Consider the following 20337-nt stretch of genomic DNA (forward strand, 5'->3'; position numbering starts at 1 on the left):
GAGCATTTATTTTAATTAACTGTATAAATCCACAGTTAATCGCTTGACATTATGTCACTCTTTACTAAGCTGTATGTATGCACAGTGAAGTTGGAGGTGAAATATGTTGTGGGAAACGCTAGAACGAGTTAACCGCCTTCGCCAAGAAGCGTTAGCCAACCCAGACTTTGTCCAATCCGCGCAAGACCATGAAGAGACATTGAAGCAGGTCGAGCAATACTTTGAACCAACGAAACGACGCAAGGCAGCAAAACGTGCAAAAACCCTTGCAGATATTTATCAACAGACTGAATTTGGTGAAAATCCATCTGGTGTTCAACATTAGTCAGTGTTTGACATGAGCCAATGTTGAACATGCATTAGCAAAAATGGTTTAGCTTGCAAAGAGCTGCTTGATGCGCAGCTCTTTTTCGTTTCCTTCTTTAAGGCTGAGCGTTTGTCTTTATTCGGCTCAGTTCATTCAGCCAGTTGATAAATAGTACAGTTTAAGTCGGATTTATCGTCTGATCTAAAGGAGATTGTCCGCATTTGGTTGGGGAGCAAAAAGAAGCTGGAGTCAGAAAATTGTAGTACGTTGTCATGTTCTAGGTGAACGTAAAGTGCAGGTCGGTCAGTGGTCAAACAGAGACTGCCCGCACGATATTCACACAATATGCGGGCCGATTTTAAGGGCAAGCGTTTGGGTACATCCGGCAGCCAAAAATTATCCCGCTGGCCATCCGTACTGACAAAGTAGATCGCTCCTTTTTCTGGTGTGAAATCCTTTATTGTGTGTTGCCACACGATTTGGTTACTCTCTTGGGGCAGTCGTTCATTGATTGACCAATGCTTTCGCAATTCTCCTTCCCATCCAAACCAATATATGTCACCCACAAGGTATTGCTCACCGGGCGCATCATTAATGGCTCTCAGTGATAGGTGTTTCTCATCTTCAGAAAAACAGGCCAAAAGCGGGTTATAAAAACGTTTGGCGTGATAATGTAATTGCTTCCAGCGTCCAGAATACTCAATGCTTGACCAAGACGCGACGGGCCAGTTGTCATTGAGTTGCCAATATAATATGCCACGGCAAATCGGTGAGGTTGCCCGCCACGCTTCGACAGCCGTTTTAATCGCCATGGCTTGCTGAACTTGGCTCAAATAAAGCATCTGCTGGAAGCCATTCGGGAAACGGAAATAGCGAGTAAACATTTCGGTGATGATGCTATTACCACGAGCATTCTTTTGGTGATGTTCAAAATGAGGCGCACTGATATTCCAGTCGCTTTCTGGGATAATCTGCTTCACTTCACTAAATGAAGGCCAAGACTGATAACCGAATTCTGAACAAAATCGTGGGGATATTGAATGGTAAGCGTCAAAAGATTTACCTGAATGCCACACATCCCAAAAATGCATGTCACCTTTATTATCATCATGCCAAGCGTCACCAAAATCTAATTCACCATTGCAAGGTGAGCTTGCCCAAAAACGGCGACTTGGATCTTGTTCATTGACGAGGATTTCTAAAAAACGATTGAGTCGGTCGTAATTGACTAGGTATTTTTCACGGTTTTCTCGAGATTCTGGATACCAAGTTAATGAACCAATCACCTCATTATCACCACACCAAATGGCAACACAAGCATGGTGCTTCAAACGTTGTATTTGTTGTGTGACTTCTTGCTTTACCTCTTCTAAGAAACTCGGTGTTGAAGGGTATTGTGCGCAGGAAAACATCAGATCTTGCCAGACTAATAATCCGAGTTGGTCGCAAAGTTGATAGAAATGATCGTGTTCATAATCACCTCCTCCCCACACACGAATCATATTCATGTGAGCTTCTTGTGCGGCTCGTAACAGCTGTTGATAACGGGAAAAATTGACTTTGCTTGGCATGGCATCCATTGGTATCCAATTCGCGCCCTTCACTGATATCGAGACCTCATTCACGATAAAGGTCATTTCACTGCCGATGGAATCTTGCTCAGTGCGCAACGTGAGACGTCTTAAGCCAACTTGGCGGTTGATCTGCTGCTGTGCCATGGCAATAGACAGTGTGTATAAATAAGGGTCACCGTAACCGTTTGGCCACCAGAGATGCGGATGGTGAACATCAATATCCACAATGCTTTGGTTGCAAAATGCCTCACTATCGATCGTAATAGTTTGATCGCCAAAAGTAAGTGTGATGGGTGTGGAGAGCGATTCGCTATGCCGTATTCTCACGTGCAGCGTAACGTGTGTTAAAGCATGCCAAACTTGTTCAATATCCACACCCAGCAGTGAATATTCTTGTACCGTTTTTAATTGCATTGGTGCAAAAATACCACAAACAGCAAGGCATATACCCCAATCCCAACCACTGTGGCATTGAGGTTTTCGCACTGTGTTCATGTGAGGAAGTTGATTATTCCCTTGCGCCCACGGAATGGGAAAGGGCAGCTCATCGGCTCTTTGCTTGGCTACCGAAGCGGCAGGTTCAAATCGCCATTCAAAATGATTTACACCAATTTGCAGATAAGGGCGAATATTAACGGTATAGGTTTGAAAAGCATTATGGCACTGTAAAACCTTCTGTCCGTTGATCCATAGATCAGCAAACGTATCGACCTTATTCAGCTCCAGTAAGTGGTTTGGGCACTGAAGATCTGCCGCATTTAAAGTGATCGCTTTTGTTAATACCCAATGACATAAACCAGCCCACTGAACCTGAGACTCATTGGATGCATAATAGGGATGAGGGATCAAACCCGCTTGCAGTAATGCATGATACTGGTCGCCGGGCAGTGTCATCGCGATTTGGATATCGGGATACTCGGGTGAGCTCAATCGCCATTCACCGTTTAAATCAAACATAAATCCACCTCAAAAATACGATTTACAAGGGCTAAATGAGCTGATTTAACCATGCACTATGAAATAAAAATGTGCATGGGTGGCAGGCTCAAAAGTTGTGCGAAGTTTTTAGATTAAGTTGCGAAGCAGTCAATAATTATGATTTTCTTGACTTTAATTTGACGTCACTAAGCTTGACGAGCGGCTTGTTTTAACTTGTTTTGTCTTGGCACATCTTGAAACAATTTGTGGTGAAAGTGTCCGCTTGTGGCGGTTTATATAAAGAATCATTTTGGAAATGGTGCTGAAAGGTGTATAAATGCCGCATTCAAACAGAGAGAGAAAATATGATGAAAATCGACAAGCTAGAAAATAAAAACCGCCGTATCCGTAAGAAACTGTTTTTAGGTGAATTTGCGATCCTCGGTTTTGAAGTTAGCTGTACAACGTCTATCAAAGACTTTGAACAATACGATCTCTTCGTTGATGAGTTTATTGATTACGTTGATAGCATCGGCCTTTGTTTCGGTGGTGGTGGATTAGAGATCTTTGACGGCTTTGTATGCGCAGCCGATCGCTACCGTTCAGCAACAGAAGAAGATAAAGCGTTGGTTGTAAAATGGTTAGAAAATCGTGCTGAAGTGAGCAAAGTTGTTGCTGGTGAATTAGTGGATGCCAATTACGCTTAATTGCTCTTCTATTCTACGTTATTCAGCCAGTGCTTTTCATTTGCGATGTCTGACAAAAAAGCCGGAGTGAAACCACTCTGGCTTTTTTATTACGCTAAATTTTATTACGTTAAAAATCAGCATGTTTAACAAAGTAAGGATTGTTGAATTTATTGGCGTGACCAACAATCGAAACCACTAAACGGTTCCATAGCGCTTTATCAAAAGGTTCTTTAGGAATGGCAGGATAAAGTGTTTCGACCTCTTCTCTGGCAAAGGCCATAAACTCTTTCTTTTTCCTCTTGTTATACTCTTGGGCGACATTATTGTAGTTGCGGATCCACTCTTTCTTAAAGCGAAGCAAGGCGGGCTTGGCTTTTTCTAAAGGTAGTCGAGAGAGATAAACGCGCTTATACGAGATTTTGCGATCAATCATCGTTCGCATACTGGTTTGAATGTAGGTACCGTGCTGCGTAATGGAAATATCGCTCTCATCAAACAGATTCACACACCAGCCCTTAGGCCAAAAGTCAGCCTGTTTATACTGATTATTTCTAGCGGTTAATACTTGATGAAGCACTAAATCAGAAGTGCCTTTAAAGGTTTGCTGCCATGTGGCTATGCGAATTTGCAATGAACCAGGCAAGCGATAGACATTGGTAAACTTATCTTCGTTCATGACTTCTACAGTAATTGGTTGAATAAAATACAATTTTTGAATGCCATTTGAGTGCAGGGAATGCACCTCAAAGACGAAAGCCAAACGACGTGTCGATTATTTTATGACACATAAAATTATGTGCAGAGTACTCAGCTAATGATTTCAATTATAAGTATAAAAAGTGAGCGAGGTGGATTTTACAAGGTTTGCATTAAAATGCGAGCTTAAGTTGGCGTTAAATCTAATAATAAACAGCGATTACTTGTCTTATCTTGCAAAATTTGACTTTCTAGGTAGAGATAACTCGTTGTATTGCCTAGTCTAGTTAATAGAACTTCACAACTCGAGACCAATCATGGAGATCAAGTACCAGCAGTGGCAGCATAAGCTATACATGAAAGTGCTCAAATTGGCCGCAGCGATTCTGCCCATCTCCAAGCCAACCTTGTTTATTGGTAAAGAATCGTTCAAGCAACTCTGTTATTCGGTTTCTTTGATGGGTATTGAACGCGTGCTTGTCGTAACAGACCAAGGCATTGAAAAGCTTGGTTATGTAAAAAAACTAACCTTTGAGTTTGAGCGCGTTGGTGTCAGTTGTGTGGTGTTTAACCATGTATTGCCTGATCCTACTTATGATCAAGTTGAAGCCGGCCTCCATCAGTACCGATTGGAGAAGTGCCAAGGCGTTGTCGCTATTGGTGGCGGCTCTTCAATCGATTGTGCAAAAGTGATCGCCGCTTGTGCTACTAACCGCAAGTCGATCAAACGTTTAGTGGGGTTGTTAAAAGTATGGAAAACACCTGCGCCGCTGTTTGTGATCCCAACCACGGCAGGAACGGGCTCTGAAGTGACCGTCATTGCGGTGGTTTCTGACCCTCAAACTCAGCAAAAAACACCGATTACTGACCCGAAACTTGTGCCACTTATTGCAGCGTTAGATCCGATGCTGATGATGGCCTTGCCTACTCATATTACTGCGCAAACGGGGTTGGATGCACTCACGCATGCAGTGGAAGCCTTTATATCACGTAATGCCACGCCAGAGACTGATCGCTATGCCATCGCTGCGGTTAAACTGATCCACGATAACTTGGAAAAAGCGGCGTTCTTTGGCCAAAATTTGACGGCGAGACAAAACATGGCTCTGGCCTCTTATTACGCTGGACTTGCTTTTACCAAAGCCAGTTTAGGGTATACACATGCCATCGCCCATGCGGTTGGGGCGAAATACCATTTCCCGCATGGCTTAGCGAATGCGGTTGTGTTGCCACATGTATTGGAATACTCCAAAGAGGCGGCGAAAGATAAGCTGGCTAAATTGGCCGACGTACTCAAAATAACCGATCCACATTTGACCGATTCAATGAAAGCGGACGCCTTCATTGGGTATGTAAAAGAGCTCAATCACACACTGCATATCCCTAAACAGTTACAGGGGGTCATGCCAGAGCATATTCCAGAATTGGCCAAACAAGCTTTTCGTGAAGCGTTTTGGAATTATCCTGCGCCAAAATACATGCAGCAAACGGATTGCGAAGCGATTTTTAGGAAATTGTAATCTACATTCAGCGTTATCTTTGACCGCTCTCGTCATCATAGCAACGAGAGTGGTCAAATGAGGTCGATTCATTTTTTAAGCAGTATCAACCCACTTGGCAGAGTATCACCGAAGACACGTTTGGATTCTGTGTCAGACAGGTCATGCACTTCATTAACCAAAGTAAACCAAGTTTCTGGAACTTTACTCTGCTTTAACTTGGCTAAAACGAGCTGACGAACATCATCGCTAATATCAAAAAGACGATCTCCTGTCTTGCGACACATCATTACCGCGGCAAAGGCAATCATCGGTTCTTTGTGCCAGTTTTGATCAAGCAACTTCGGTAACCATTGTTCCACTTGCGCTCTTGGGATCACTGAATGTTGACTACCATACAGTAGCGTCCGAGAGGCTAACCGCCCAACGGCCCACCAGTGTGCTTGTTCACATTGAGTTTGATTAATGGCTTTATTCAAAAACCACGTGGCAAGTAATACTTTATCTTCCACTTCTAGATGTTCCAGCGAAGCGGCAAGCCGCACCATTGCTTCGTACCCTTTGTCGTGTGCTTCTTGAGCTGATTTTGGATTTTTGATTGCGCTCGGGTGAAGATATTTAGCGATATCCGCTAGAATCGTTTCTTGTTGCTCCTGCCTCAGTCCGCCAGCAACACGCCGCCAAAATACCCACCAATCGCTCCAACCTTGATGATTTTGGAATTGAATACCTTGTTGATACAGATTCCACATCTGTTCCATACGCCAAGGATCGGTTGGGTCGCCAAATCCTGGTCGAAGGGCAAATCCAGCCAGACGCAACCAGTTTTTCTCGTGTTGCTCTGAGCGACGTCGACGTTTACGGCCTTGAGAAAATGCATCAAAGAGCGGTCTTAGCGTGGTGAAATCCCATTCATCACGTGGCCCTAAAAGCTTATCTAAATCTTTGCCAAGCGTTTTTATGGCTTGGTTATCAGAGGCTTTTTTATTGCCACTATAAAGGTGTGTGATGAGCGAAATCGCCTCTGACAAGCGAGGATGACGTTGGATTTCACTGTCTGACTCACTGTGCTTGCGAACTTCAAACTCAAGTTGCCATCGGTTTTTTTCGTCCTCAACACTGACACATTCAATCTTGAGCGTGCCGACTTCCGTTAATTGACAAGCCAGTTGAACTTCCACTCGTTGCTTTTGGTTAGCATGCAGTAGAGCATCATCATTTCCTTTTAACGCTGTTATATAGGGAGGCAATGGCGTAAAAAGTTCATGTTCAACGGTCGATAACAGCCCATTTTGAACGCGGCGATCAGCAAACATATCGTGGGTTGAGGTCAGGATGTTGAAGCGTACGGGTTCACCTAACGTCAGTGAAAATCGACGGCTGGTTAAGCGTATCTCTTGTCCTTCTTCGGTGCCTTTAGCCAAGACACACAGAGCATGTCCCGCACTGTTTTTTTCAGGCAGGTGTAAAAAATAAGAGCGTGCCGATCCACCGCCGATTTTAAGCTGTGCACCTTGGCGAGCTTTACCATACGCGACAGCACCGAGTGCGACTGCCCAATCAGGGTGAGGATTATCAAGCAGGGTGATCGGCGAACCTCGCCAATCGGTCAATAATTGAGTGATGCGCTTTGTGATAAGCTCACTATTAAATACGCCGCCATTGAGCAGCAACCCAACGGGAATGGCCGTTGCGTTTGACTCTTGCTTGAGCGCAAGGCGAGAAACGGCTTGGTGTTCAGCTAAAAATTCAGCAATGTGTTTACTCACGGCAGGGTCTGCTGCGTAGGGCAAACCGAATTCCACCACAGCACTGCGGCGTTTAGTTGGACGTTCTTGTACCGAGCAAAGTGGGAAAAAGCCTTCCAGTGCAATGTCATGCACCTCTTGTTTCGTCAGGGAAATGCTTTTTGCTGCGCCTAATAGCTTTGAACCACTGCCAAGGAGCGTAATTTTTAGCTGCTCTGGGGCTTGGTTTGATAAGAGCTGCTCTTTGACTTGGCGAGTTTGCTGAATTAGTTTGCTCAAACTGGCGGCGGTTAATTTTTTCGAACCGTCAAAGCGTTGCTCAGCTAGATGAGCTAATGCTAAATCAAGGTTGTCACCTCCGAGCATTAAGTGCTCGCCCACGCCAATTCGGTCAAGAGAAAGTTGGTTGTCTGCGCTGTGTTTCGCTTCAATTAAACTGAGGTCTGTCGTACCACCGCCCACATCACAAACCAAGATCAAAGGGAGTGATTGCAGTTGCTGTGAGGCACAATGGCGGTGACGTGCGTACCAGTCATAGCAAACGGCTTGTGGCTCTTCAAGTAGTACAATTGAGCTTAAGCCAGCCAGCGTTGCAGCTTCGATGGTGAGCTTACGAGCCGCTTCATCAAATGATGCCGGTACGGTGATAATGACATTTTGATCTTCAAGTCGATGACTTGGATGACGGTAGTTCCATGCTTGCCGGATGTGATTGAGATAACTGGCGCTGGCAATGACAGGGGAAACTTTCGCCACATCGTGAGCGCCTGCCCACGGTAAGATGGCTTGCTTGCGATCAACCCCTTGGTGGGAGAGCCAACTTTTCGCGCTGGATACTTGTCGCCCTTCTACTTTTGCACCTAAATCTCTTGCCCATTGGCCAATAATTACCTCTTTGCTATCGCCCATAACCGGTTCAATTTGCCAAGGGAGCGATAGGGCATCAGGTGCGATCTGCCCGTCGGCTGGGTGATAACGAAATGACGGAAGGAGTAGTTTTCGAACCACTTCACCGGGGCCAATCAATTGGTCGACCTCAAAAAGATGCACGGGTGAGTCTTCTAACGATTCGGTGATTTCACAAAATGCCACCACAGTGTTGGTGGTGCCTAAATCGATACCGACGAGAAAGCGAGGAGAAGACATGGAGGCTCCTGAATTTCAAAAACGGCATCCGAAGATGCCGTGTGGGGATTATTGAGTGACTTGAGGATCTTCACGCACATCGAACTCAACGTGCCATGTTTGGCCGTTGTCTGTCGCAATGGCTTCTAAGTGAAGTGTCCCGAGCTCTGTGATCGTTGAGGCTAAGTGAACCGGAACGACTTCGCCTTGTCGACGTCCTTCAGAAACAGGCAAGGTGACGTGGATCTCGGGCAGCTCTACAAGTTCTTCTGGAGCCCAATAATCTAAGTGCATGCCAGCTTCGTCATCGCGGCGTATTGTTGAACCAAAGAATTGAAAATGTACAGGCTCACCAATGACCAATCCAAACTCTTGGCTTGGTACGCGGACACTGCTTCCTTCTTCCATGCCAAATGGAGCGACGCACAAGGCTTCCATCGGCGGTGTGATCCCCGGAATGGCAGGCATAGCACTTTCAATACCGACGTAATAACTCGAGGCAATACCACCGCGAATACGCACACCTTGTCCACGACGAACTGCGCCGTAATACGCTGCGCCACATGCGACGGCTAAATCAAGGTCTAAGCCTGTTAAGCGCTTCATCTGTGGTGCTCCCACAGTGCTCAACCAAGCATTAATAGTGCTGAGAAGACGGTTTGCTAATAAATCGGATTTTAACACGCCACCGTTTAGTAAGATGGCGGTCGGTTTGATAAAATCCATTTCCGGAGCTTCGCCCATACCGGGCATGCCAGCAAATGGGTTATCATTCAGAGCGGATTTTTCTAGAGCGGATATGTCGCCACCCATTGCATGGGCTTGTTTTGCCAAGAACGCGGCGATATGGCGGGTAATTCCAGCGTCTTGAGCGTAGGGAAGGCCCATTTGCGTTAATGCGCCACGTGCTTTTTGTACGGGATGATCAGTGATATTCACTTGTGGGAAAAAACCATCGACCAAGGTTTGTTGCACTTCTTGTTGAGTTAATTCGGTTTTAAGCGTTGTACCGAGCAGTTTTGAACCGCGACTTGGTACCACAATCGGTACGGAATGTAGGGCACTATCATTAAGAAGCGCCTCTTTTGCATCTCGGCAAGCGTGCGTCATCGCTTGTACTTGCCAAGGGGCTAATTCTTTACCTTCTTGCACCAATTTCATTTTTAAACGGTAAGCAAGGGCAAGGTCCATGTTGTCGCCGCCGAGCAAAATGTGCTCACCAACCGCAATCCGATTGAGCGTTAAGTTACCAGCGTCTTCAGTCACTTCCACTAAGGATAAATCAGTGGTTCCCCCACCAATATCAACCACGAGAACAATGTCACCCACCTTGACTTCATCGCGCCACGCATCGTGGCTATTATCTATCCAACTGTATAAAGCCGCTTGTGGCTCTTCAAGCAGCGTTAATTGCTCAAAACCAACGTTGCGTGCTGCTTCAGCGGTTAAATCTCGGGCGGCTGGATCAAATGAAGCGGGTACTGTTAACGTGACATCTTGTGTAGCTAAGGGGAAGTCAGGGTGAGCGTGATCCCAAGCGCTTTTTAAATGCTCTAGATAGCACTCAGTGGCTTTTAATGGCGAGATCTTTTCCACTTCATCGCTGCTACCCACGGGTAAAAATGCATCACGTCGATTGACGCCACCATGACATAGCCATGATTTGGCACTGGCGACTAAACGAATCGGTGTCTTACTGCCAAGGTTGCGCGCAATGGCTCCGACTAAGGCTTTTGGCTCGGCCGACCAAGGCAAAACGCGTGCGGCAGGGCTCATCTCATGTTCATGAGGCTGGTATAAAAACGAGCCTAATTGATGACGGCTTTCAACCGTACCGGGCGCGGTAAGTTGAGGGATGCTCATTACTGAAACGCGAGCGTTTTCATCCTGTGTATCAACATAAGAGAGCACGCAATGTGTTGTGCCTAAGTCAATACCAATACTAAATTTTGGCGCTGTCTGTTCCATTACAATTCAACCTCGGCAGGGGCGATGATTGAAGCATCATACTGTTCAGCCAATTTAGGCAAAGTGATAGCTGTTGCTTTCCAGCCTTTATGGACTAAGGTGCCATTAAAGGGGGCTGAACCCGTCACATTACCCGTTAAGCGAACTTCTTGCGGGTTGAAACCAGCTTCAATGGTAATTCGGCTCTCTTCATCTTCGCCGCGAATGGGCGTGAGCTGAATGTAATCTTGTAGAACTTTTTTGCCACCTGCGTGGATCACGCGCGCCGCGGCTCCGACTTCTTCATCCGAAAAGGCGGTGACATCTTCATTTAAGAAGTCAATCAGACGAGCTTCTTGCTGCATTAACGATAAAAGTTGTAGGGCGGAATCGGTTGGCGCTGTCGCTAATTTAGATTCGACTTCAACTACGCGCTCAACCACTTTTTCTACTTCTACGATTTTTTCGACTTCAACAATCGTTTCAACCGGCTTTTCGACTTCGACAATTTTCTCGACAGGTTTTTCAACAACTTTCTCAACGACTTTTGATTTGCGTGATACCACAATGAGAAGTAGCAAAAGGCTTGATGCACTGAGCCCAGCATGCAGCATGTCAAAGGTGGTAGGGATCATATTTAAATCGAAGTTCATCACAATTCTCTTTACACAATGAAGTAGGCATGGGAATTCTCGTGAGCCTACGGTGAATAGACTTAAAAATAGGGGCGCAGCTTACCATATTCAAGGCGAATACAGGATAGAAAGTCCGCATCATCACGTTTAAGCTAAAGTGATTGCTTGCGTTTTGAGCAGTATCAATCATTAATTCTCTATTCTGGTTCAACTTTAAGATTAATTGGTTAATAAATTGGTGACTGGCTATTGATTTACCTACTTTTATAAGAGTAATTTGAGTCCTGAGTCCTGAGTCCTGAGTCCTGAGTCCTGAGTCCTGAGTCCTGAGCCATGGAGAGGCTGTTATGTTAGAGAGCGACAAAAAGGTGATCTACCCTTTATGTATTTCAATTATTACCTTAATGATGACAGCGTCAGTCATCTCATTACTCTACATTAATCAAAAGAATCATATTGTCATGTTGTTTGATAGCCACGCCGAGCATCAAGCAAGCATATTAGACACGTTGGTTGCAAATGATGTCAGTTTTATTGGTTCGGCTGCCAATTTTTTGCATGCTACCGAGGGGGGGAGTGTGCAAGGATTTGACGTTTTTGCCCATGGGGTTATGTCAACATCCTACAGCCTTATCGGTTTGCAATGGTTAGCGAAAGTAACAAAAGATGATGCTGACGAATTTGTAACATTAATGAGGGATCGTTTGCCTCAATTTGAGTTATTTACAGTACCTAAAGCGGCTCAAAAGGTGATTGGATTTTCTGAAGAGAATGAACAACCCGTTTATGTTCTGAGTGATATTTATCCTCAAACCAAAAGTAACCTTGAATTGCTCGGCTTCTATTCGCTACGCCCTCGCTTTCAAAGAATTGCTGCACATATTGAGAGTACGGGGCTACCTGCTATATCCGATAAGGTCCGCCTATTGCAAGATGGCATAGAAGCACACCACAAAAAGGATGGATTATTGGTATATCATCCCGTTTTTAACTACAACAAACAGGAAATGATTGGTGTGGTAGTGGGTGTTATTCGACTCTCTACTTATTTTGATGGATTGGTGAGCCGCACGGCATCCGATCATCGATTGTATATGAAAGTAACCGATCTCGGATTTGATGCCGAAGATGATCCGATTCTATTCCAAAGCCCAGATTGGGATTCAATCAAAGGCATAGAAATAGAGAAACGCTTATCTCTGCCTAACCGTGATTGGAAAATTGATTTTAAGTTCTCAGAACCAATAGCGAGCAACATACAGTGGATTTTAGTAGCGCTCAGCGTCGGTGGTTTAATTATTTCGATCTTGTTAGGTTATGTTGTCTATTTGTTGATGAGAGAAAAACTTCATCTTAGCGAGATGCTAGAAGAACGTACTGAAGAACTGCGCTTTTTAGCGGACCACGATAGTTTGACTGGGTTGTATAACCGACGTGCATTCGGACGTTTACTGCAAGAGAACGTCTTACAGAAAAAAGCTTTTTCGTTGGTAATGTTTGATGTCGATGATTTTAAACTGATTAATGACAACCATAGCCACATTGCAGGCGATGAGATGCTAATACATATCGCAACGGTTATTTCACGTCATATGGGAAATAATGATGTTTTAGCTCGGTTAGGTGGGGACGAATTTTGCATTATTTGTGAATTGTCAGAACTTCAACCTTTGCAGTGTTATCTAGAAACGTTACGAGCGGCTGTTGAATCAACCGGATATGAGTTCATGGATGAGGTGCTGTATTGCACGCTCAGTATTGGGGCGGCGATCAATCATACTTATGATCAAGAGTCTTTATTACATTTGGCAGACAGTAAGTTATACGAAAGTAAAGAAAATGGTCGCAACCGAGTTTCAATCGCCCAATAACTGTCCGAACGAAAGGGCGAGAGTCGAGTTTTTGAGAGGAGTCGAGTAAGATAACGTTCTTTGACTACTTATATTTAAAGGATACGCCTGAACAATGAACTATAACCGAGTTGTCTGCTTCGATTTAGAAATGTGCTGCTGGAATGAAAATGGGGTTGGGACAACGGGTGAAATCATTGAAGTGGGTTTAGCTGAAATTGATGTGCAATTGGGCACGATTGTGAAGCGCGCTCAATATTATGTCAGGCCAGAGCAAGACGAAATTTCGCTGTTTTGTAGTGAGTTAACCGGGATAACTCCGCGTAAAATTGAAAAACAGGGGCGACCACTCGCAGGTGTCATTCAATCAATGGTTAAGAACTTTGGCGGCCCAAACAAGATTTATGTTTCGTGGGGGCGTGATGACCAAATTTTAGCTAAAGAGTGTGAGCAGAAGGGGATCGTTATGCCTTTTAGCGAGTTCATCAACCTAGCAACGCTCTACCGTATTCAGCAGAGAATGAAAGAAAAACGTATTGGTCACCGCGCCGCACAAGAAGCGCAAGGTATTGAGTGGGAAGGGCGACAGCACTCCGCTTATGTGGATGCCTACAACCTTGCGAAATTGGCGTTAACGATGTTGTAATCCGCTCTATTTTTGAGCGGAAAGTTTAGCGCGGATAAATTCACTGTGGTCGACATACAATAATTCTGCCGCTTTGCGGATCACCGCCTCTTCGAGTGGGTCTATCTCACCGTCCGCGTGCGCCACTTGCCACATCGCCTTGATAAGTTCATATCGCGTATCTTGCGAGAGCTCGCGTAATTGTGAAGTGAAATCATACAATGAAGCTGACTGTTTGACGCTTTGTTCTGCCCGAATGAGCAGTTCCGTGGTTTCTGTATCATCTAACGCTAATAGTCGTTTAACTAATTGAAACTTAGCGTCATTTTCTCGTGTGTCAATTTGATGATCGGCTCCTGCCACTTCTCTGAGCAAACAAGCAATCGCTAGGTTGGGGTTAGTGTTGGAACGCTGGCCTAAATCTTCTCCGTCCAAGAGTTGCTTGAATAGCGATGTAATGGCATTAAACATAAAAAAACCTACTGAAAATTTCGAATCATTATTGTTTAAATAGTGGCGTATTGAGCAAAACACAAGTCAGAATAAAGTGAGATTCTAAATATCAAGGGATTCATCTTCATCGTTCTCGTGATAAAAATCATTCGGATCTTGAGGAACGCTAGGGTCTTCTAGTATTTCAATGACTTCTGAACTTGAGTATTCATGCCCCATCAGGAAAAGCGCTAACATGGCATCGGCTTTGGATTTATTGTCCGCTTTTTCTCGCAAAATTTCTTCAAAGCGTCGCCGTATCATGGCAATCTCATGTTCAACAAAACCGCGACCTTCTTCCTCTCCTTCACCTTCCTCGGGCGCATTATCAAACTCTAGAAACAGAAAATGGCCGTCCAATTGTGTGTCAATAAGACGTTCAGGCAACCAAGCCTCACCCATCACCAATTCTGGATCGGTGTTATCGGGTAGTGAATCGAGTATGTGTTTCAGTTCAGATGCTTTCACAGTTTTATCGTTTCAGTAATCATGTCGCTATTGTAGCGGCGATTTTCTTATAAACATAAGAAATCCTGATCCGATTGCCCAATTTTAAATCGCTTAATCATACGAACGATGGCAAAACATACCGGAATCGAGGAGGAAGCGAATAAATGCTCGCCGTTTGTGAAAGGATAACTGATTGCAGGCGCGTTGATTATGCTACAATCCGCTCAGTTTTATGTAATGAAATGAATAGGAAATGCTTTGACCTCGTCACAGCCCAATCAACACAAGTCAATGAACGCTAGCAGCAACAGTGCGGCATCTCTGCGCAATGCATTGAAAGAATGCATGATGCGTGATCGTTTTCGTCTGAGTAAACGCATCTCTGGTGCGAGCAAAATAAAAAATGAGCAAGCCAAACATGCCGTTTTTGATCAAATTGCGCTCGATATTGCTCAGTCAATGATGGTGGCGCAGCAGCGTCTCAACAGCCGCGTTACCATCGACTACCCTGATTTATTGCCCGTAAGCCAAAAACGCGATGATATCGCCAAAGCGATTGCTGAAAACCAAGTGGTAATTGTGGCGGGTGAAACAGGGTCAGGCAAAACGACTCAGTTACCCAAAATTTGCGCAGAACTTGGGCGTGGTAAATATGGCCTGATTGGCCATACGCAACCCCGTCGCCTTGCTGCGCGTTCGGTCGCGAGCCGAATAGCGCAAGAGATGGAAACGGAACTGGGTGGCTTTGTTGGCTATAAAGTTCGTTTTAACGATCAAATTTCCGAGCAGACTCAGATCAAATTGATGACTGACGGGATATTGTTGGCCGAAATACAGCATGATCGTTTTCTCAATCAGTACGACACCATCATTATCGATGAAGCGCATGAGCGCAGCTTAAATATCGATTTTATCTTAGGTTATTTGAAAGAACTGCTGCCGCGTCGTCCGGATCTCAAAGTCATCATTACTTCGGCCACCATCGATCCTGAACGCTTCTCTAACCATTTTAGTGGCGCGCCTATCATTGAAGTGTCGGGTCGTACTTATCCGGTCGATACGCGTTATCGACCACTGCTTGGTGAAGAGGACGCAGACCGCGATCAACTTGAAGGTATTTTTGAAGCCGTCGATGAACTCTGTGCTGAAGGGCTTGGCGATATTCTGATCTTCATGAATGGTGAACGAGAAATTCGTGATACGGCCGATGCGCTCAGTAAACGTAACTTACGTGATACTGAAATTGTGCCGCTTTATGCACGATTATCCGCCGGTGAGCAGAATAAAATCTTTCAGCCCCATATAGGGCGGCGCATTGTTTTAGCCACCAACGTGGCAGAAACATCCCTTACCGTTCCGGGGATCAAATATGTCATTGACCCAGGTACGGCGCGTATCAGCCGTTATAGCTACCGCACCAAAGTCCAACGTTTGCCGATTGAACCAATTTCTCAAGCGAGTGCAAATCAGCGTAAAGGACGTTGTGGCCGTGTTGAAGAAGGGATCTGCATACGCCTCTATTCCGAAGAGGATTTTCTTTCACGCCCAGAATTTACCGATCCGGAAATACTGCGTACCAACTTAGCCTCGGTTATTTTACAAATGACCGCACTTGGGCTGGGTGATATTGAAGCATTCCCGTTTGTGGAAGCGCCGGATAAACGCAACATTCAAGATGGTGTGCGTTTGCTTGAAGAGCTTGGTGCGATTGTTCCTGATACCAATAAACATAGTAACGACAGCAAAAAGCAGTTGACGGATATGGGGCGCAAATTAGCACGCTTGCCGATTGATCCCCGTTTGGCGCGTATGGTGCTCGAAGCGCCAAAGCTTGGCTGCGTAAAAGAGCTGATGGTGATTGCCGCTGCACTTTCGATTCAAGACCCACGCGAACGCCCATCAGATAAACAACAAGCCTCAGATGAGAAACATCGCCGATTTTTTGATGAAGAGTCCGATTTCCTGAGCCTAGTGAATTTGTGGAACCACATTCAAACTGAGCAAAAAGCGTTAAGCAGCAGCCAATTTCGTAAGCAGTGTAAACAAGATTACCTCAATTATTTGCGGGTACGCGAATGGCAGGATGTCTACTTCCAAATTCACCAATCGATGCGTGAAATGGATTACAAATTGAACGACGAACCGGGCAATTACCAAAGTATCCACAGTGCAATTTTGGTTGGTTTACTGTCGCACATCGGTATCAAAGACCAAGAGAAAAATGAATACCAAGGGGCTCGTAACGCCCGCTTTAATATCTTTCCCGCTTCTGGTCTGTTTAAAAAGCAGCCCAAGTGGGTGATGGTCGCCGAATTGGTGGAAACCTCTAAACTGTGGGGGCGTATTGCAGCTAAAATCCAGCCTGAATGGGTGGAACCGCTGGCACAGCATTTGATCAAGCGTAGCTACAGCGAACCGCATTGGTCAAAAAAACAAGCCGCCGTCATGGCCTATGAAAAAGTGATGTTATATGGCATTCCTATTGTGCCTAAACGTTTGATTAACTACAGCACCATTGACGAGCCACTATGTCGTGAGATTTTCATTCGCAGCGCATTAGTTGAAGGTGATTGGGAAACCAAACATGCGTTTTTCAAGCAAAACCGTCGCTTATTACTTGAAGTCGAGGAGCTTGAGCATAAATCTCGCCGCCGCGATATTTTGATTGATGATGAACAGCTTTTCGAGTTCTACGATCAGCGAGTCGCAACGGATGTGGTCTCTGGGCGTCATTTTGATGCGTGGTGGCGAAAAGTCAGCAAAGCCACCCCAGATCTACTCAACTTTGAAAAAGAGATGCTATTTAAAGGTGATGCTAGCCACATCACTGATTTAGATTATCCCAACTTTTGGCATCAAAACGGTATTAAGCTGAAGCTCAGCTATCAATTTGAACCTGGCGTGGATAGTGACGGTGTCACGGTGCATTTACCATTGCCGATCCTAAATCAAATTGAGCCGACAGGGTTTGATTGGCAGATCCCCGGGTTACGTCATGAATTGGTTGTCAGCCTGATCAAGTCTTTGCCTAAAACACTGCGCAAAAACTTTGTACCGGCACCTAACTATGCGGATGCGTTTTTAGCTCGTGTCACACCGATGGAATTGCCTTTATTGGATGCGATGGAAAAAGAGTTAAGACGCATGACGGGCGTCGAGGTGAAGCGTGAAGATTGGAAGTTAGAGCAAGTTCCGGATCATTTAAAAATCACTTTTCGCGCGGTGGATCATAAAAATCGCAAACTCAACGAGCATAAAGATTTATATCAGCTGAAAGAGAGTTTGAAAGAGAAAGTACAAGAAACACTCTCTCAAGTGGCAGACGATGATATTGAACAGCAAGGTCTGCATACGTGGAGCTTTGGTGAATTACCGAAAGTGTACCAACAGAAGCGCGGCGGTTTCGAGGTTAAAGCCTATCCAGCGTTAGTGGATAGTAAAGAGAGTGTTGAAATTAAGCTTTTTGAGACCGAGCAAGAACAACTCAATGCAATGAAAGCAGGGCAACGGCGTCTGATTTTGCTGAACGTTCCTTCACCGATTAAATATCTGCACACCAATTTACCGAACAAGTCAAAATTGGGGCTCTACTTTAACCCGTATGGCAAAGTTCTGGACCTAATTGATGACTGTATTGCTTGCGGGATTGATAAGTTAATTGAACAGCAAGGCGGTTTAGTGTGGGAGCCGGAGGAGTTTGAGGCACTGAAAGAGTTTGTGCGCGCTGAATTGGGCGATACTGTGGTCGATATCGCTCAACAAGTGGAGACGATTCTTACCACGGCATTCAACATTAATAAAAAGCTGAAAGGGAAAATCGATTTTACGATGGCCTTTGCCTTATCGGATATCAAAGCGCAGATCGAAGGTTTGATCTTTAAAGGCTTTGCCACCGAATGCGGCTGGAAGCGTTTGCCGGATATTCTGCGTTACATGCGCGCGATTGAACGTCGGATGGAGAAGTTACCCATTGATCCAAATAAGGATCGTTTGCACATGTTGAAAATTGAAGCGGTAACCAATGATTACAAAGCGCTACTAAACAAGATACCTCGCGGTGCAGAAGTACCTGAAAATGTTAAAGAGATCCGTTGGATGATTGAAGAGCTTCGCGTGAGTTTATTTGCTCAGCAACTTGGCACTCCTTATCCAGTTTCAGATAAACGTATAAAAAATGCGATTGATGCTTGTTAGGTATAAGATTTGCATCTAACCAACAGTTCACTATAATTTGACGCTATGTGGCAATCGGTCGCCGTTTTGAGGCCACTGCCAAATTAAATAAAGAAGGTTCATCATGAAAAAGACTTTAATCGCACTGGCGCTGATCAGTACATCTTCAATGGCGTTTGCTGACTCTTGGATTTATGGCGGCGCATCGGTAGGCCAATCGGATTTGAATGGTAAAAGCGGTACTTCGTACAACATTCATGCCGGCACTGGTATTCTTCCTCTGATTGGCCTCGAAGCGGGTTACACCGACCATGGCAAATTTGAAGTCACTGCCACGAATGAAATCGCGGCCTCCTCTGTTTATTTTGCGGTAAAGCCAAGCATTGATTTTGGCCCTCTGCATGTGTATGCCAAGGGTGGTTTGCATTCTTGGGATAAAAAATTAAACAGCAATAAAATAGATGATGGTTTTGACATCATGTACGGTGTAGGTGCTGAATACTTCCTGATGGGGCCCATTTCAGTTGGTGCAAGTTACATGAATTACACTTTGGGCGATGACGATATTGGTACGGTTTCATTCAACGCGACCTTCCACTTTCTTTAATCTAGTCACTCAATCGCTTTCAACCACTTCTTGCTCGTTAGTAGCAAGAAGTGGTTTTTTATTTGAGCAGTATGGTGTGGTGTACATTCTCAAGTACGCCAGTAACTGAAAGCAAAGCGCGACCAGTGATTGATGATGTAGTCAATAAATGCCTGAGTTCGCTCAGGAAGAAAACGTCTCTGAGGGTGCAGCAAATAAACATCCGCTCCTTCAATCTGCCAGTTAGGCAATAATGGCACTAATCGTTTCTCCTCTAACTCCTTATCAATTAATCCTTTAGGTAACCTTGCAATACCCATATTCATGAATGTGGCTTGCAAAATCGTATCAATTTCCTCAGAGCTAATACGTGCCTGAGGGATAAATTGAAAACGTTCTTTGCTTTGCTGATGTTCAAATATCCACGCTTGTTTGGTATTTAAAGTGAGTAGTGGCAGAGAAAGTAATTGCTCTGGATGTTTTAGCAGCAAAGAGGCCGAGTAGTCAGGACTTGTGCACAACACGGAAGGGTTATTAGCTAGTTTGCGCGCAACCCAATCGGATTGCGGTTGTGGACCAAAACGTAGCGCTATATCAAGGTCGTGCTGGGTATGATAATCCAGCCCTGCACCGACTTGAATACGAATGTTGACTTTAGGATGTTGCTGACAAAATTCCAGTGCTAATGGACTTAGCTGATGCCGAATGGGTAGGATTGGCGCGTTAATGACGATCTCGCCTCTAAACTCTTGTTTGGCTTTTAAAGCTTGTGCTTGTTTATCTTCTATTTGGCTAAATAGGTTGGCATAGGTTTCAAACAAATGCTCGCCTTCTTTCGTTAGTACCACTTCTTTACTGTTTCTGATCAGTAGAATGCTGCCAATATCTTGCTCCAACTGCTGAATTCTGCGGCTCAACGTGCTGGTGGACAAGGCTTTTTGTTTTGCTGCCAGCGTAAAATTGCCACATTTCACTACCGTTAAAAAGAGTGATAAATCATCAAGTTTCATCATTAATCCCATT

At 44.8% G+C, this 20337-nt stretch carries 15 protein-coding genes; 7 read left to right on the forward strand and 8 right to left on the reverse strand.

Annotation, left to right across the window (positions count from 1 at the left end; genetic code table 11):
• The first annotated feature begins 103 nt into the window (after window positions 1–103).
• Window positions 104–325, forward strand: coding sequence for a hypothetical protein (locus DD616_RS11205; protein ID WP_010319365.1), 222 nt, complete (start codon window positions 104–106; stop codon window positions 323–325).
• 131 nt (window positions 326–456) lie between these two features.
• On the opposite strand, the gene DD616_RS11210 is transcribed toward DD616_RS11205, so the two are convergent.
• Entirely contained in the window at window positions 457–2838 is a 2382-nt protein-coding gene (locus tag DD616_RS11210; protein WP_208872303.1) for a glycoside hydrolase family 2 protein, read from the reverse strand.
• A 329-nt stretch (window positions 2839–3167) separates the two neighbouring features.
• Between DD616_RS11210 and DD616_RS11215 the strand changes: the two genes are divergently transcribed.
• Entirely contained in the window at window positions 3168–3506 is a 339-nt protein-coding gene (locus DD616_RS11215; protein ID WP_010319363.1) for a YggL 50S ribosome-binding family protein, read from the forward strand.
• 109 nt (window positions 3507–3615) lie between these two features.
• Here DD616_RS11215 and DD616_RS11220 read toward each other — a convergent pair whose 3' ends face one another.
• Window positions 3616–4248 carry an MSHA operon transcriptional regulator gene (locus tag DD616_RS11220; RefSeq protein WP_208872304.1) on the reverse strand — a complete coding sequence of 211 codons (633 nt, stop codon included), beginning with the start codon at window positions 4246–4248 and terminating at the stop codon, window positions 3616–3618.
• A gap of 253 nt (window positions 4249–4501) precedes the next feature.
• On the opposite strand from DD616_RS11220, the gene DD616_RS11225 reads away from it, so the two are divergent.
• A complete protein-coding gene (locus DD616_RS11225) occupies window positions 4502–5704 on the forward strand; it encodes an iron-containing alcohol dehydrogenase (RefSeq protein ID WP_094126933.1) in 1203 nt (400 codons plus the stop codon).
• A 68-nt stretch (window positions 5705–5772) separates the two neighbouring features.
• On the opposite strand, the gene DD616_RS11230 is transcribed toward DD616_RS11225, so the two are convergent.
• Genes DD616_RS11230 through DD616_RS11240 form a run of 3 tightly spaced genes read right to left on the reverse strand, consistent with a single transcriptional unit; the run spans window position 5773 to window position 11156 of the window.
• Window positions 5773–8577, reverse strand: a complete 2805-nt coding sequence (locus DD616_RS11230) for an Hsp70 family protein (protein WP_208872305.1) — start codon at window positions 8575–8577, stop codon at window positions 5773–5775.
• 48 nt (window positions 8578–8625) lie between these two features.
• Entirely contained in the window at window positions 8626–10524 is a 1899-nt protein-coding gene (locus DD616_RS11235; protein WP_208872306.1) for an Hsp70 family protein, read from the reverse strand.
• On the reverse strand, window positions 10524–11156 hold the full coding sequence (locus DD616_RS11240; protein WP_029189818.1) for a DUF2760 domain-containing protein: 633 nt from the start codon (window positions 11154–11156) through the stop codon (window positions 10524–10526). The genes DD616_RS11235 and DD616_RS11240 overlap by 1 nt, the downstream gene beginning before the upstream one ends.
• Before the next feature lie 329 nt (window positions 11157–11485).
• Here DD616_RS11240 and DD616_RS11245 point away from each other — a divergent pair, with 329 nt between their 5' ends.
• Window positions 11486–13009 carry a sensor domain-containing diguanylate cyclase gene (locus tag DD616_RS11245; protein ID WP_208871682.1) on the forward strand — a complete coding sequence of 508 codons (1524 nt, stop codon included), beginning with the start codon at window positions 11486–11488 and terminating at the stop codon, window positions 13007–13009.
• Between the two features lie 94 nt (window positions 13010–13103).
• Window positions 13104–13634: a 3'-5' exonuclease gene (locus tag DD616_RS11250; protein ID WP_013856806.1), complete on the forward strand. Its 531-nt coding sequence runs from the start codon at window positions 13104–13106 to the stop codon at window positions 13632–13634.
• A gap of 6 nt (window positions 13635–13640) precedes the next feature.
• On the opposite strand, the gene DD616_RS11255 is transcribed toward DD616_RS11250, so the two are convergent.
• Window positions 13641–14084: a tellurite resistance TerB family protein gene (locus DD616_RS11255; RefSeq protein WP_026027231.1), complete on the reverse strand. Its 444-nt coding sequence runs from the start codon at window positions 14082–14084 to the stop codon at window positions 13641–13643.
• Between the two features lie 84 nt (window positions 14085–14168).
• Complete coding sequence (locus DD616_RS11260) at window positions 14169–14573, reverse strand: VC1380 family protein (RefSeq protein ID WP_208871683.1); 405 nt, start codon at window positions 14571–14573, stop codon at window positions 14169–14171.
• A 240-nt stretch (window positions 14574–14813) separates the two neighbouring features.
• On the opposite strand from DD616_RS11260, the gene hrpA reads away from it, so the two are divergent.
• Window positions 14814–18749 carry an ATP-dependent RNA helicase HrpA gene (gene hrpA / locus DD616_RS11265; protein ID WP_208871684.1) on the forward strand — a complete coding sequence of 1312 codons (3936 nt, stop codon included), beginning with the start codon at window positions 14814–14816 and terminating at the stop codon, window positions 18747–18749.
• A gap of 103 nt (window positions 18750–18852) precedes the next feature.
• Entirely contained in the window at window positions 18853–19335 is a 483-nt protein-coding gene (locus DD616_RS11270; protein ID WP_017044743.1) for an outer membrane beta-barrel protein, read from the forward strand.
• 89 nt (window positions 19336–19424) lie between these two features.
• Here the strand turns inward: DD616_RS11270 and DD616_RS11275 are convergent, their stop codons facing one another.
• The gene (locus DD616_RS11275) at window positions 19425–20336 is read right to left on the reverse strand and encodes a LysR family transcriptional regulator (RefSeq protein ID WP_013856811.1); all 912 of its coding nucleotides are present in this window, start codon (window positions 20334–20336) and stop codon (window positions 19425–19427) included.
• Between the last annotated feature and the right edge of the window lies 1 nt (window position 20337).

The sequence above is a fragment of the Vibrio anguillarum genome, from assembly GCF_003390515.1.
In the GTDB taxonomy this organism is placed as follows: Bacteria; Pseudomonadota; Gammaproteobacteria; order Enterobacterales; family Vibrionaceae; genus Vibrio; species Vibrio anguillarum.

Excerpts from the sequence above, each read along its gene's own strand:
- DD616_RS11205 (WP_010319365.1), top strand. The coding sequence starts at position 104 with ATGTTGTGGGAAACGCTAGAACGAGTTAACCGCCTTCGCCAAGAAGCG.
- DD616_RS11210 (WP_208872303.1), bottom strand. The coding sequence starts at position 2,838 with ATGTTTGATTTAAACGGTGAATGGCGATTGAGCTCACCCGAGTATCCC.
- DD616_RS11240 (WP_029189818.1), bottom strand. The coding sequence starts at position 11,156 with ATGAACTTCGATTTAAATATGATCCCTACCACCTTTGACATGCTGCAT.
- DD616_RS11215 (WP_010319363.1), top strand. The coding sequence starts at position 3,168 with ATGAAAATCGACAAGCTAGAAAATAAAAACCGCCGTATCCGTAAGAAA.
- DD616_RS11235 (WP_208872306.1), bottom strand. The coding sequence starts at position 10,524 with ATGGAACAGACAGCGCCAAAATTTAGTATTGGTATTGACTTAGGCACA.
- DD616_RS11230 (WP_208872305.1), bottom strand. The coding sequence starts at position 8,577 with ATGTCTTCTCCTCGCTTTCTCGTCGGTATCGATTTAGGCACCACCAAC.
- DD616_RS11225 (WP_094126933.1), top strand. The coding sequence starts at position 4,502 with ATGGAGATCAAGTACCAGCAGTGGCAGCATAAGCTATACATGAAAGTG.
- DD616_RS11255 (WP_026027231.1), bottom strand. The coding sequence starts at position 14,084 with ATGTTTAATGCCATTACATCGCTATTCAAGCAACTCTTGGACGGAGAA.
- DD616_RS11275 (WP_013856811.1), bottom strand. The coding sequence starts at position 20,336 with ATGGGATTAATGATGAAACTTGATGATTTATCACTCTTTTTAACGGTA.
- DD616_RS11270 (WP_017044743.1), top strand. The coding sequence starts at position 18,853 with ATGAAAAAGACTTTAATCGCACTGGCGCTGATCAGTACATCTTCAATG.
- DD616_RS11245 (WP_208871682.1), top strand. The coding sequence starts at position 11,486 with ATGTTAGAGAGCGACAAAAAGGTGATCTACCCTTTATGTATTTCAATT.
- DD616_RS11250 (WP_013856806.1), top strand. The coding sequence starts at position 13,104 with ATGAACTATAACCGAGTTGTCTGCTTCGATTTAGAAATGTGCTGCTGG.